Source organism: Streptomyces sp. NPDC091371, assembly GCF_040684275.1.
In the GTDB taxonomy this organism is placed as follows: Bacteria; Actinomycetota; Actinomycetes; order Streptomycetales; family Streptomycetaceae; genus Streptomyces.
Window position 1 is genome coordinate 49227 of sequence record NZ_JBFBFP010000023.1, and the last position, 13001, is coordinate 62227.

Annotated in this window: 16 protein-coding genes; 10 read left to right on the top strand and 6 right to left on the bottom strand. The window is 73.3% G+C overall.

The window, feature by feature from the left end:
• Window positions 1-262 precede the first annotated feature (262 nt).
• Together AB0O21_RS23915 and AB0O21_RS23920 are read left to right on the top strand one after the other, a co-directional pair.
• On the top strand, window positions 263-1393 hold the full coding sequence (locus tag AB0O21_RS23915) for an alpha/beta fold hydrolase (RefSeq protein ID WP_365173643.1): 1131 nt from the start codon (window positions 263-265) through the stop codon (window positions 1391-1393).
• Window positions 1394-1600: 207 nt separating this feature from the next.
• Window positions 1601-2920 (top strand): hypothetical protein, encoded by a 1320-nt coding sequence (locus AB0O21_RS23920; RefSeq protein ID WP_365173783.1) that lies wholly within the window; start codon window positions 1601-1603, stop codon window positions 2918-2920.
• A gap of 179 nt (window positions 2921-3099) precedes the next feature.
• On the opposite strand, the gene AB0O21_RS23925 is transcribed toward AB0O21_RS23920, so the two are convergent.
• On the bottom strand, window positions 3100-3495 hold the full coding sequence (locus AB0O21_RS23925) for a VOC family protein (protein WP_365173645.1): 396 nt from the start codon (window positions 3493-3495) through the stop codon (window positions 3100-3102).
• A gap of 63 nt (window positions 3496-3558) precedes the next feature.
• A complete protein-coding gene (locus AB0O21_RS23930) occupies window positions 3559-4449 on the bottom strand; it encodes a neutral zinc metallopeptidase (RefSeq protein ID WP_365173647.1) in 891 nt (296 codons plus the stop codon).
• 241 nt (window positions 4450-4690) lie between these two features.
• On the opposite strand from AB0O21_RS23930, the gene AB0O21_RS23935 reads away from it, so the two are divergent.
• The 8 genes from AB0O21_RS23935 (at window position 4691) to amaP (ending at window position 10002) form a co-directional block, all read left to right on the top strand.
• On the top strand, window positions 4691-6289 hold the full coding sequence (locus tag AB0O21_RS23935; protein ID WP_365173649.1) for an ABC-F family ATP-binding cassette domain-containing protein: 1599 nt from the start codon (window positions 4691-4693) through the stop codon (window positions 6287-6289).
• 341 nt (window positions 6290-6630) lie between these two features.
• On the top strand, window positions 6631-6852 hold the full coding sequence (locus AB0O21_RS23940; protein ID WP_030010789.1) for a helix-turn-helix domain-containing protein: 222 nt from the start codon (window positions 6631-6633) through the stop codon (window positions 6850-6852).
• Between the two features lie 132 nt (window positions 6853-6984).
• Window positions 6985-7764: an enoyl-CoA hydratase/isomerase family protein gene (locus AB0O21_RS23945; RefSeq protein ID WP_365173652.1), complete on the top strand. Its 780-nt coding sequence runs from the start codon at window positions 6985-6987 to the stop codon at window positions 7762-7764.
• A gap of 106 nt (window positions 7765-7870) precedes the next feature.
• Window positions 7871-8305 carry an Asp23/Gls24 family envelope stress response protein gene (locus AB0O21_RS23950; protein ID WP_365173654.1) on the top strand — a complete coding sequence of 145 codons (435 nt, stop codon included), beginning with the start codon at window positions 7871-7873 and terminating at the stop codon, window positions 8303-8305.
• A gap of 16 nt (window positions 8306-8321) precedes the next feature.
• Window positions 8322-8507, top strand: coding sequence for a hypothetical protein (locus AB0O21_RS23955; RefSeq protein WP_215139865.1), 186 nt, complete (start codon window positions 8322-8324; stop codon window positions 8505-8507).
• Between the two features lie 7 nt (window positions 8508-8514).
• Window positions 8515-8898 carry a hypothetical protein gene (locus AB0O21_RS23960; RefSeq protein ID WP_365173656.1) on the top strand — a complete coding sequence of 128 codons (384 nt, stop codon included), beginning with the start codon at window positions 8515-8517 and terminating at the stop codon, window positions 8896-8898.
• A complete protein-coding gene (locus tag AB0O21_RS23965) occupies window positions 8895-9437 on the top strand; it encodes a DUF6286 domain-containing protein (RefSeq protein WP_365173658.1) in 543 nt (180 codons plus the stop codon). The genes AB0O21_RS23960 and AB0O21_RS23965 overlap by 4 nt, the downstream gene beginning before the upstream one ends.
• A gap of 7 nt (window positions 9438-9444) precedes the next feature.
• The gene (amaP, locus tag AB0O21_RS23970; protein WP_365173661.1) at window positions 9445-10002 is read left to right on the top strand and encodes an alkaline shock response membrane anchor protein AmaP; all 558 of its coding nucleotides are present in this window, start codon (window positions 9445-9447) and stop codon (window positions 10000-10002) included.
• Between the two features lie 6 nt (window positions 10003-10008).
• On the opposite strand, the gene AB0O21_RS23975 is transcribed toward amaP, so the two are convergent.
• The 4 genes from AB0O21_RS23975 to AB0O21_RS23990 form a co-directional block, all read right to left on the bottom strand.
• Window positions 10009-10764: an SDR family oxidoreductase gene (locus AB0O21_RS23975; protein WP_365173663.1), complete on the bottom strand. Its 756-nt coding sequence runs from the start codon at window positions 10762-10764 to the stop codon at window positions 10009-10011.
• Between the two features lie 9 nt (window positions 10765-10773).
• Complete coding sequence (locus AB0O21_RS23980; protein ID WP_365173665.1) at window positions 10774-11565, bottom strand: SURF1 family protein; 792 nt, start codon at window positions 11563-11565, stop codon at window positions 10774-10776.
• Window positions 11566-11667: 102 nt separating this feature from the next.
• On the bottom strand, window positions 11668-11901 hold the full coding sequence (locus AB0O21_RS23985) for a hypothetical protein (RefSeq protein ID WP_365173667.1): 234 nt from the start codon (window positions 11899-11901) through the stop codon (window positions 11668-11670).
• 93 nt (window positions 11902-11994) lie between these two features.
• A complete protein-coding gene (locus AB0O21_RS23990; protein ID WP_365173785.1) occupies window positions 11995-12972 on the bottom strand; it encodes a DEDDh family exonuclease in 978 nt (325 codons plus the stop codon).
• Window positions 12973-13001: the final 29 nt, after the last annotated feature.

Here is a 13001-nt window from a genome sequence, read left to right on the forward strand (position 1 = left end):
CTGGGTGAACGGAAGATGAACTGACATCGGCGGTGCGGTGTACTGCCCCGGCGCGCGATCGGCGGCTTCGTCCCGATTCTGGGGTAGATCTATCGATTAATGCACGTCAAAGCCGGGTGAACGGACCCTTCCGCACGGGCCCGGCGGCGTATACGACCGTACGGCCGGGGCCCCGAAAGAGACCTAGATCACGCCGCCCGCGCCGCCCGCGGAGCGATTCCCTCCGGTGGCCCGGCGCGGCCCGCGCCCCGACACTGGAGCGGTGCGTACCGCCACAGCGACGGCAGCGGCCGTCACCACGACCCTCCTGGGAGCCGGCGCCGCCGCGGTCGCGGCCGGCCGGTACGCCGCCGACGCGGCCCTGCGGCCCGAGCCCGGCCGCCCGCTGCCCGGCGGAGCGCGGCTCAGCGTCCACTCCACCGCGGCCGGCCGGGTCGCGCTGACCCGCACCCTCGCCTCGCTGCGCCCCGGCACCTACGGCCTGGACGCGCCGGGAGTCCACGCCGTCGTCGGGCCCGTCCTCACCGAGGCCGAACACGAACCCGACACCGTCGTACGGCGGCTCCTCGCCGTCACCCACGGCAGCCTCGACCCCGGCACCCGGGTCACCCTCACCCCCCAGGTCCACCTCGGCAACCCGCGTTCCGCCCTCGGGCTCGACCACGCCGACGTCGACGTCCCCGGGGAGCTCGGCGGGCTCCCCGCCTGGTTCGTCCCGGCGGCCCGCGACACCTGGGTGATCACCGTGCACGGCCTCGGCACCAGCCGGGAGCACCCGATGGTGGTCATGCCCTTCCTGCACCGCCAGCGGATGCCCGTCCTCGACCTGGCCTACCGAGGCGACCTCGGCGCCCCCGCCTCCCCGGACGGCCTCGGCCACCTCGGCGAATCGGAGTGGCGCGACGTCGACGCCGCCATCCGCTACGCCCTGCGCTACGGCGCCCGGCGGGTGATCCTGCACGGCTGGTCCACCGGGGCCGCCATGGCCCTGCACGCCGCCGAGCGCTCCGCGCTGGCCGACCGGATCTCCGGGCTGGTGCTCGACTCGCCCGTACTCGACTGGCACGAGACGCTGCGCCGGCTCGCCGCGGCCCGGCACACCCCGGCCCTGGTGCTCCCGCTCGCCGTCAGGGCCGCCGAGGGTCGCGCGGGGCTGCGCGCCGACCGCCGCCCGCCCGGCGCCGACCCGGGCGCGCTGCGCGTCCCCGTCCTGATCTTCCACGGCCCCGACGACGAGCTCGCCCCCTGGGAGCCCTCCCGCCGGCTCGCCGCCGCCCGCCCCGACCTGGTCCACCTGCACCCCGTGCGCGAGGCCGGCCACGGCGCCATGTGGAACGCGGATCCCGCGGCCTACGAGGAAGCCCTGCGCCGCTTCCTCACCCCCCTCATGTGAAGGCCCTGTGGCGGAGGAGCGCCTGAGGGTGGGATGTCCCGGTCTGTAACCCCGGTGAGCAGTGGTAATGGCCGGTTCCGTTTGGGCTTTCGGCCAGTGACGGGCGAGACTGCTTCCGTGACGTCCCGAAAGCCTGATGAGCAGTTGGCTCGCGACTCCAGACTCCGACTCGTCTCCCCGCGCTCCGTCGCCGCGGCCCGCAAGGCGGTGACCGACCGACGCACCAGAACCGCCCCGCGGCCCCCGGCCGGCACGCCCGCCACGGCCGACCTCGCGAACCGCGCCCGGGCCTCGCTCACCGACGCCGTACGGCTGACCCGCTGGGCCGAACTCAACCTCGGCGCGGGAGACGGCGGAAGGCCGGCCCCCGCGGGAGCCCTGCCCGCCGTCGATGTCGAACGCGCCGCCGAGGAACTGGGCCTGACGCACGGCCAGATCCGGGTCGGCTGGGACCGCGCCCGGCTCGCCGGCCTGGTCGAGGTGCACGGCGGCCACGCCCGGCCCGGCTGGCGGCTGCGCGCCTGGGACCGCGACGACACCGCCGTCCTGCGCGGCTGGGTCGCCCTCTTCGACGCCTGGTCCCTGGTCCACCCCGCCCCCGCCGACATCGCCCCCGAGGCCGTCGCCGAGGTCGTCGAGGCCATGCCCCAGCTCCTCTCCCTGCTCCAGCTGTCGGCCGGCCCCGTGACCGTCCCCGACCTGCTCGACCTGCTGGGACAGCGGGTGGCCGAACTGCGCGAGGAGCGCTGCGAGGTCCCCTACGAGACCGAGCCGGCCGCCGCCGCCCGCGCCGGCCGGGCCCCCGTACCGCTCGCCCGGCTGCTGCGCTGGGCGCTGGGCGGACTCGCCGCCGTGGACGCCGTCACCCTCGGCCCCGCGCGGGCCGCGCTCACCCCGCTCGGCAGCTGGGCGGTCTGGGTCAAGCTGGAGCAGATCTGCGTCGCCGCGCAGAGCCCGGCCGGCAACATCGAGCAGTCCGCCGCCGCCATGCTGCACGGCTGCGCCCGGCTCACCCCGGGACCGGCCCGTGCCGAGTACCAGGCCTGGCTCGCCGCCCGGCCCGTCGGCCACGCCGTCAGCGAGCTGCTGCACGCCGCCCGCGGCGAGGACGCGCTGCTGCGCGGGCTCGCCTTCGAGGCGCTGCGCGTGGTCGGCGCGCCCGCCGAGCCCGAGGTGCGCGCCGCGGTGCGCGAGCCCGCGCTGAGGCCCTACGCCCTGCTCTGGCTCGCCGAGCACGACGGGGTCGACCCCGACGAGGCGCAGGACGTCCTCACCGCCGAGGAGTCGACCTGGCTCTGGGTGGACACGGCGGCGGCCATCGCCGACCACGGGGAGGCCGAGCTGCTCGCCCGCCACCTGGACTCGGCGGTGCGCACCACCGTGCCGCGGCTGCTGGACGAGGTCCGGGCGGTCGGCCACCCGCGCACCGTGCAGGTACTGGTCGCACTGGCCGCGGCCCACCCCGACCCGGCCCTCGCGAAGGCGGTCCGCCGGGCGGCCTTCCAAGTCCACACAGGCGGCGCCTGACCCCTCCGGCCCGGTGCGCGTGTCGGGGTGCGCCCGTCACCCCTGCGGCGCTCCGCGCCCGCGCCTCAAACGCCGGCGGGGCTGGATTCGGCTGATGTCGGCCCTCAAGCGCCGGCATGTGCGCTGGTCTGGGGCGGAGCCCCGGGTCTTTCCGGCCGCCCCGCCCCGGCGGGGCGGGCTCAGACCTGGGGGGCGTACGTGCCGAAGCTCCAGATGTTGCCCTCGGCGTCCTTGGCCATGTAGTCGCGGGAGCCGTAGTCCTGGTCGGTGGGTTCCATCAGGATCTCCACCCCGTGCTCGGCGGACCGGCGGTGGTGGGCGTCCACGTCGTCGACCACGACGTAGACGCCCGCGGGGCCGGCGCTCTCCATGGCCTTGTCGAACGCCCCGCCGGTGCCCTTGCTGCCCAGCATCACGATGCCGTTGCCGTACGCCAGTTCCGCGTGCATCACGGAGCCGTCCTCACCCTCGTACACCGCGACCTGGGTGAAGCCGAACGCCTCGGTGAGCTGTTGGATCGCTGCCTTCGCGTCGTTGTAGACCAGCGTGGGACAGATGGACGGAACGCCTGCCATGACGACCACTCCCTCTCGTGACGGTGACCCGCGTCACACCAGCATGGCAGGCGCCGCCGACAGTCAGCGGAAGGTGTTGCACTGGGCCATGTCGCCCGTGCGGTAGCCCTGGTAGAACCACTGCTGGCGCTGCTCGGCCGAGCCGTGGGTCCACGACTCCGGGGTCACCCGGCCCTGGAACTTCTCCTGGATCCGGTCGTCGCCGACCGCGGCCGCCGCGTCCAGCCCGTCCCTGATGTCCTGGTCGGTCAGGCTGGTGATCAGCGGCCGCCCGGTGGACTCGTCCGGGGTCTTCGTCGCGTTGTGCGCCCACACCCCGGCGTAGCAGTCGGCCTGGAGCTCCACCTTGACCGCGTTGCTGTTCGCGCCCTGCCGCCCGTCCTGGGCCCGCTGGAGCGTGCCGGTCAGGTTCTGGATGTGGTGCCCGTACTCGTGGGCGACGACGTAGGCCTGCGCGAAGGGGCCGCCGCTCGCGCCGAACTTCGTCCGCAGTTCGTTGAAGAAGCCCAGGTCCAGGTAGACCTGCCGGTCCGCGGGGCAGTAGAACGGGCCGACCGCCGAGGTGGCCGCGCCGCAGGCGGTGTTCACCCTGCCGGTGAAGAAGACGGTGGAGGCGGGCGCGTACTGGCCGCCGCGCTTGGTGAACTCCTGCTTCCAGAAGTCCTGGGTGCTGTTGACCACCGCGACCAGCCGGCAGTCCTCGCGCGCGTTCGCGTCCTGGCCGGTCTTGCAGGACTGCTGGACCTGGTTGACCGAGGACGAGGCCGGCGCGGGCTCCTGGTCCCCGGAGGACAGCCCCAGCTGCTCCGGGCCCACGCCGAAGAACAGTCCCAGGAGCAGCGCGATGAAGCCGACGATGCCGCCGCCGACCGTGGCCCGCCCGCCCGGGATGCGGCTGCCGCGCACGTCCTTGACCTCGGAAGTGTCCAGATTGGCGTTGTCGTCGAACTGCATCCCGCACCGCCCTTGCGATCGCGTGGCCGCCTCGTGGTGAGTCTTCAGCCCGTTCATCCTCATACGCGTACCGGCCCACTGGTGTGATCGCTGGGCCGAACGGGGGACGGGGCGGGCCCGGAAAGTAGTTGCGCACCCCCGGTAGAATGCCTGTCATGGCAAATCTCCTCGCGGATTAGCGGCGTCGAAGCTTCGCGTCCTGCCCCCCTTCCGCCGTCCCGACCCGCCCTGGAGTATTTCCGTGATCACCGCCACCGGCATCGAGCTGCGCGCCGGCGCCCGCGTCCTCATCGAGTCCGCTTCCTTCCGCATCGCCAAGGGCGACCGCATCGGCCTCGTCGGCCGCAACGGAGCGGGCAAGACCACCCTCACCAAGTGCCTCGCGGGCGAGGGCCAGCCCGCCGCCGGCTCCATCGCCCGCTCGGGTGAGGTCGGCTACCTCCCGCAGGACCCGCGCACCGGCGACCTCGACGTCCTGGCCCGCGACCGGATCCTGTCCGCGCGCGGCCTCGACGTGCTGATCAAGAAGATGCGGGCCAACGAGGAGCGCATCGCCACCGGCTCCGGCGCCACCCGCGACAAGGCGATGAAGCAGTACGAGCGCCAGGAGACCGAGTTCCTGACCAAGGGCGGGTACGCCGCCGAGGCGGAGGCGTCCACCATCGCGGCGGCCCTCAGCCTGCCCGACCGGGTCCTCGGCCAGCCGCTGCACACGCTCTCCGGCGGTCAGCGCCGCCGCGTCGAGCTCGCCCGGATCCTCTTCTCGGACGCCGACACCCTGCTCCTCGACGAGCCGACGAACCACCTCGACGCCGACTCGATCGTCTGGCTGCGCGACTACCTCAAGACCTACCGCGGCGGCTTCGTCGTCATCTCCCACGACGTCGACCTGGTCGAGACCGTCGTCAACAAGGTCTTCTACCTGGACGCCAACCGGTCCCAGATCGACGTCTACAACATGGGCTGGAAGCTCTACCAGCAGCAGCGCGAGGCCGACGAGAAGCGCCGCAAGCGCGAGCGCCAGAACGCCGAGAAGAAGGCCGCGGCGCTGAACTCGCAGGCCGACAAGATGCGCGCCAAGGCGACCAAGACCGTCGCCGCGCAGAACATGGCCAAGCGCGCCGAGCGGCTGCTGTCCGGCCTGGAGGCCGTGCGCGTCTCCGACAAGGTCGCCAAGCTGCGCTTCCCGGACCCGGCGCCCTGCGGCAAGACCCCGCTGACCGCCGAGGGCCTGTCGAAGTCGTACGGCTCGCTGGAGATCTTCACCGACGTCGACCTGGCCATCGACAAGGGCTCCCGCGTGGTCATCCTCGGCCTCAACGGCGCCGGCAAGACCACCCTGCTGCGCCTGCTGTCGGGCACCGAGAAGCCGGACACGGGCGTCGTGACCCCCGGCCACGGCCTCAAGCTCGGCTACTACGCCCAGGAGCACGAGACCCTGGACCCGGAGCGCACGGTCCTGGAGAACATGCGCTCCTCCGCGCCCGACCTGGACCTGGTCGCCGTCCGCAAGACGCTCGGCTCCTTCCTCTTCTCCGGGGACGACGTGGACAAGCCGGCCGGTGTGCTGTCCGGCGGTGAGAAGACCCGTCTGGCCCTGGCCACGCTGGTCGTCTCCTCGGCGAACGTGCTGCTGCTCGACGAGCCCACCAACAACCTCGACCCGGCCAGCCGCGAGGAGATCCTGGGCGCGCTGCGCACGTACAAGGGCGCGGTCATCCTCGTCACGCACGACGAGGGCGCGGTCGAGGCGCTGGAGCCGGAGCGGATCATCCTGCTCCCGGACGGCGTCGAGGACCTGTGGGGCCCGGACTACCGCGACCTGGTGTCCCTCGCCTGATCCTGATCCAGTTCCTTATGGATCATTCGGCTCAGGGGTGATCCATCATCTGAGTGAGACGGTCTGGTACCGCCCTACGTCGCACGACGGCCCCGGCCGCACCCGAGCAGGTGCGCGACCGGGGCCTTCGGTTTTCCGGCGCCGCGCCCCTGACCTGGAGATTCCTCGCGAGGGCCGAGAAGTGTGACGGAAGTCATGCGGCGGAAGCGCAGATTCCGTTCTGCTCGTGCGTCCACGCCTCGGGGAATGCCGCCGTACCGACCTTGCGGAATGGGTGGCCAGGAACGCGGGGAGGGGTGATCATGAGAAGTCCAGAGCGCACTTCCCACGAGGAGGCACGGGTGGCCGAGACTCTGAAGAAGGGCAGCCGGGTAACCGGCGCCGCGCGCGACAAGCTCGCGGCAGACCTGAAGAAGAAGTACGACTCCGGTGCGAGTATCCGGGCGCTGGCCGAAGAGACCGGCCGGTCCTACGGATTCGTCCACCGGATGCTCAGTGAGTCCGGGGTTTCGCTGCGTGGTCGCGGTGGCGCGACGCGCGGTAAGAAGGCGGCTACGGCCTGACCCCGGTCCCATCGGTTCCAACGGTCCGGATGTACCTTCGGTGACCCCCGGTCGGCCTTTCGGTCGACTGGGTGGTTACTGTGCAGTCACTTAGGCCGAGAACGCGGCCGACCGCACACCGGAGGCATTCGGATGGCTCTGCTCGACAAGGACGGCGTACGACTCACCGTCGACGACACGCTCGCCACGGTGACACTGACCAATCCGGCCAAGCGAAATGCCCAATCCCCCGCGCTCTGGCGGGCTTTGGCGGAGGCCGGAAGGTTGTTGCCGGGCACCGTCCGGGTCGTCGTGCTGCGCGGCGAGGGCAAGTCCTTCTCCGCGGGACTCGACCGGCAGGCGTTCACCCCCGAGGGTTTCGAGGGCGAGCCGTCCTTCCTCGATCTGGCACGTGGTTCGGACGAGCTGCTCGACTCCACCATCGCCGAATACCAGGAGGCGTTCACCTGGTGGCGCCGCAATGACATCGTCTCCGTCGCCGCCGTACAGGGGCACGCGATCGGCGCCGGCTTCCAGCTCGCGCTCGCGTGCGACCTGCGCGTGGTCGCGGACGACGTGCAGTTCGCCATGCGCGAGACCAGCCTGGGCCTGGTCCCCGACCTCGCCGGCACCCAGCCGCTGACCTCCCTGGTCGGCTATGCCCGTGCGCTCGAAATCTGCGCCACGGGCCGCTTCGTGCACGCCGAGGAGGCGGAGCGGGTCGGCCTCGCCAACCTGGTGGTCCCGGCGGACGAGCTCGACGCGGCCGTCCAGGACCTCGCCACGGCCCTGCTCGCGCCGCCGCGGGACGCCGTGATCGAGACCAAGGCGCTGCTGCGGGACGCGCAGTCGCGCCCGTACGACGACCAGCGCAGGGCCGAGCGCGCCGCCCAGGCCCGCCGGCTGCGCGACCTGGCGGGCCTCTCGGACTGAGCCGCGGGGTTTGAGCCGGGCGGCCCCGGTCCTGGGGCGCCGTGCGGGTCGCGCGCTTACCGTGGTGCGGAGTGAGTCCGAGTCCGCACGCGCGAAAGGGCACGCCATGACCGAATCCGCAGCAGCCGGCGGCTCCGCCAAAGAGCCCGGCGACCGGGGGCGCACGAGCATCTCCGACGGTGTGGTCGAGAAGATCGCCGGTCTGGCCGCCCGCGAGGTGGTCGGCGTGCACGCCATGGGCAGCGGCAGCGGCCTCTCGCGCACCTTCGGCGCCGTCCGGGACCGCGTCCCGGGCGGCGGCAAGGCCGCCGTCAGCCGCGGCGTCAAAGCGGAGGTCGGCGAGCTCCAGACCGCCCTCGACCTGGAGATCGTCGTCGACTACGGCGTGTCCATCCGGGCCGTCGCCCGGGCGGTCCGTGAGAACGTCATCTCGGCGGTCGAGCGGATGACGGGCCTGGAGGTCGTCGAGGTCAACATCGCCGTCACCGACGTCAAGCTGCCCGACGAGCCCGACGAGGAGCCGGAGACCCGTCTCCAGTAGCCGAGAGGAGCCAGCAATGAGCATGGCGGTCGCCGGCATGTTCGCCGGGATGGCCCTGGCGTTCGCCGGGTATTTCGGCGGTTTCGGAGCCTTCCTGCTGGTGGCGGCCCTGGGCGCGATCGGGTTCGTCGCCGGGCGCTTCCTCGACGGGGACCTGGAACCGGGCGACCTGTTCCGCCGCCGCGACGACCGTCGCGGGTGAGGCGCCGATGAACGAGCCGAAGCCGGCGGCCGCCCCGCCCCGGGCCGCCCCGCCCAAGGCGGCCCCCGCCGACCGGGGGGCCACCCGGATCGCCGACCGGGTCGTCGCCAAGATCGCCGCCCAGGCGGCCCGCGAGGCGCTCGACGCTCCCCCCGGCGCGCCCCCGCACGCCACCGTCACCGTGCACCACGACATCGCGCGGGTCCGGGTCAGCCTCGAGCTCGGCTACCCCTCCGACCTCGCCGCCCAGTGCGCGGCCGTACGGCGCCAGGTCGCCCGGCGCATCGAGGAGTGCGCGGAGATGTCCGTACCCGAGGTGGACATCGACATCGAGCACCTGCACTCCACCCACACCCGGCTCGCCGCCGGGCGGGACCGGCGGCTGCGGTGACCGCCCCGGCCCCCCGCTTCCGGTCCGCCCGGCGCGTCCCGGCCGCGCTCACCGCGCTCGTCGTCCTGGGGGTCGCGGGCCTCTTCCTCTACGACCTCGCCGCCGTACGGGCCCACCGCCCCGGCATGAGCTGGCGCCGCGAGCTCGCCGCGCAGCTCGACAAGCTCACCCCCGCCGACCTGGCCGTCCGGCTGACCGGCGGGGCCCTCGTGCTGGCCGGGCTGCTGCTCCTGCTGCTCGCCCTCACGCCCGGCCTGCGCGGGATCCTCCCGATGCGCACCCCGGATGCGGCCGCCGGGGTGCGCGCCGGGCTGGGCCGCAAGGACGCCGCGCAGGTGCTGCGGGACCGGGCCATGGAGGTGTCCGGGGTGCGGTCGGTACGGGTCAAGGTGGGCCGGACCCACATCGCGGTGCGGGCCACCTCGCACTTCCGCGAGCTGGACGACGTACGGGCCGACCTGGACGAGGTGCTCGCCGTCGGCGTCGAGGAACTGGGCCTCGCGCACCCGCCGCGGGCACACGTACGGGTCAGGAGGTGAGCGGGCGGTGCTCGGGAAGGTGAACCGGACCCTGCTGGCGGTGATCGGAGCGGTCCTGCTGGCCGCCGGGACCACGCTGCTCGGCGGCTGGTGGCCGCTGCACGGCCGGCACGTGCCGCTGCTCACCGAGGAGGCCCGGCACCGGTACTGGCACGCCGACGGCTGGTGGTGGTGGGCGGTGCCGGCAGGCCTCGCGCTGTGCGTGCTCCTGGCGCTGTGGTGGCTGCTGTCCCAGGTGCGGCGGGCGCGGCTGGGGGCCGTCGAGGTCGACACCGGGGACGGGGCGTTCGCCCTGCTGCGGGGGCGCGCGCTGGAGGAGGCGGTCGCCGCCGAGGCCGGCGCCCTCGACGGCGTGGCCCACTGCCGGGCCTCGCTGTGCGGCCGGCGCGGGTCGCCCGCGCTGCGGATCGCGATGGAACTGGAACCGCACGGCGTGCCCGCCGACGCCCTGGCCGCCCTCGCGGGCCCGGTCCTGACCGGGGCCCGCACCTCGGCGGGCCTCCCGGGGCTCCCGGCGGAGGCCCGCCTCAAGGTGACCTCGCACCGGGCACAGCGGGTGACGTAGCCCCCGTCAGAAGCCGTGCCGGGAGCCGCCGTCCACCGGCAGCATGACGCCCGTCAGGTACGAGGCGGCGGGGGAGAGCAGGAACGCGGCCGTGCGGCCGAACTCCTCCGGGGTGCCGTAGCGGCCCAGCGGGATCCGGGACTCGTTCCCGGCCCGGGCCGCCTCCGAGTCCCCGGACAGGGCGTCGAGCTCGCGCACCCGGTCGGTGTCGATGCGCGCCGGCAGCAGGCCGACGACCCGGATCCCGCGCGGGCCCAGCTCCACGGACAGGGACTTGGCGAAGCCCGCCAGGCCCGGCCGCAGGCCGTTGGAGATGGTCAGGCCGGGGATCGGCTCGTGGACCGAGCCCGACAGCACGAAGCCGATGACCCCGCCCTCGCCCAGTTCGGCGGCGGCCGCCCGGGCGAGCCGGACCGCGCCGAGGAAGACCGACTCGAAGGCGGCCGACCACTGCTCGTCGGTGTTGTCCGCGGCGGTGCCGGGGGTCGGGCCGCCGACGCTGACGAGGATGCCGTCGAAGCGGCCGAAGTGCTCGCGGGCGGCGGCGATGAGCTGCCCGGCCGCCGCCGGGTCGGAGTTGTCGGCGGCCACCCCGACGGCGTTCGGGCCGAGGGCGGCGGCGGCATCGGCCGCCCGCTTGCCGTCCCGGCCGGTCAGCACGACCTTCGCGCCGTCGGCGGTCAGTTCACGGGCGGAGGCGAAACCGAGGCCACGGGTGGCGCCGGTGACTACGTAGACACGGTCCTTCAGTCCAAGATCCATGCCGACACGCTACGCGTCGGCGGGCTCCGCCTCCACGGGAGCGGCCTTCGCCGCCGCCTCCTCGCGGTCCCGCTTCTCCCGTCGTACGAGGACCAGCCAGCCCACCGGCACCGCCGCGGCGAACAGCCACCACTGGACGGCGTACGCCATGTGCGCGCCGATCGAGTCGTGGTCGGGCTCGGAGATGATCTCGGGGCTGCCGCCCGCCGGGTCCGGAGCGGTCAGCTCCATGTAGCCGCCGAGGACGGGCAGGCCCAGGTACTCCGCCTGCTGCGCGCTGTTGATCAGCATCACCTGGCGGTCCGGCAGTCCCTTGCGGTCCTTGATGCCGCTGCCGCCGCTCGTCTCGTCGGCCTTCAGCCGGCCGGTGACGGTGACCTCGCCCGAGGGTGCGGCCGGCACCGGGGGATAGGCGCGCGGGTCGTCGCCGCCGGCCACCCAGCCGCGGTTGACCAGCACCGCCCGGCCGTCGCCGAGCACGAGCGGGGTCAGGACGTGGAAGCCGACCTTGTCGTCGTTGGAGGTCCGCATCCGTACGACCAGCTCGTGCGCGGTGTCGTACGTGCCGGTCGCGGTGACGGCCCGCCAGAAGTCCGCGCGGGGCACCTCGTGGCCGGGGGAGGTGACCTCGGTCACGGGCACCGGCTCCGCCCGCAGGTTCGCGTCGATGAGCTGGTTCTGCGCGACCCGGTGCACATGGCGGTGGTACTGCCAGAACCCCAGCTTGATCATCGAGGGGATCAGAACGAGGGCGACGAGGGTGAGGCACACCCACTGCCGGGTCAGCACAAAGCGGTACACGCCCACGACGGTACCCCCAGCGCGGAAGACCCCGGCGGCCGGGTGGCCGTCCGGGGTCGCGGGAGGAAAGGGGGGACGTGGTGCGGGGGAGTCAGACGGGAGTCATACGCGGTCGACGATGCCCACCTTCCCCTCCGCGCGGGCGCAGTGCGCCCCGCAGAACCACTCGCCCTCGACCTCGGCGCCCTGCCCGATGATCGGGACCCGGCAGTGGGCGCAGAGGGGCGCCATGCGGTGAATGGCGCAGGAGAAGCAGTCGAAGACGTGCACCGCGCCCTGCGCGTGCACCTCGAAGGACATGCCGTAATCGTTTCCGCAGACCTCACAACGTGCCATGCGCCGAATGCTGCGCACGGAGAAGGGCCGGAACAAGATCCAGCGGGGTGAGTCGCAGCGCCTGCACCCACCCGGAGCAATGCCGCCCCCGGCTCAGGACTCCGCGTCCGCCACGTCCCGCAGCAGCTGGGTGAAGGCCGCCTCGTCGACGACGGGGGTGGCGAAGGACTTCGCCTTGACCGTCTTCGAGGTCGCCGAGTCGGGGTCGTTCGTCACGAGCAGGCTGGTGAGCCGGGACACGCTCGTGGCGATGTGCAGCCCCGCCTCGACTGCACGGTCCTCCAGCAGCTCCCGCTCCACCGAGGTGTCGCCCGAGAAGGCGATCCGCATGCCCTGCTTCAGCGGCTTGCCGTCCTCGTAGCGCCCCGGGTTCGGGTACGGGCACGGCGGCCGCTTGCGCGAGGGACGCCAGCTGCTGTTCCCGTACGAGGCCTGGTAGCCCACCCGGGGAGCGGCGGCGGAGTCCGACCACTCGGTCAGCGGCCGGCACTCCAGCAGGGGCAGCCGCACGCTGCCGCGCGCGGCCGCGTGCAGGGACGGGCGGAAGGCCTCGGCGAGCACCCGGGCGTCGTCGAGCGCGTGGTGGGCGCGCTGCTGGACCACGCCGAAGTGGGCGGCGAGCGACTCCAGCTTGTGGTTGGGCAGCGGCAGGTTCAGCTCCTTCGACAGGGCGATCGTGCACAGCCGCTGACGGACCGGCGCGGTCTCCTCGGCGCGGGCGTACTCCCGGGCGATCATCTGCCAGTCGAAGATGGCGTTGTGCGCGACCAGCACCCGGTCCGCGAGCCGGCCGGCGAACTCCTGGGCGATGTCCTTGAAGAGCGGGGCGTCCTGGAGCATGTCGCTGGTGATGCCGTGGATCCACACGGGTCCCGGGTCGCGCTGCGGGTTGACCAGGGTGTACCAGTGGTCCTCCACGTTGCCCTGCGCGTCCAGCCGGTAGACGGCGGCGGAGACTATCCGGTCGTCGCGAGCGAGCCCGGTGGTCTCCACGTCGACGACCGCGTACCCCTTCGGGTACGCGGTCGGCCACGTCGTCTCTGCGGTCGTACGGTCGGCGAGCATGGTCACAGAGGATATCGGCACGGACTGACACCCGT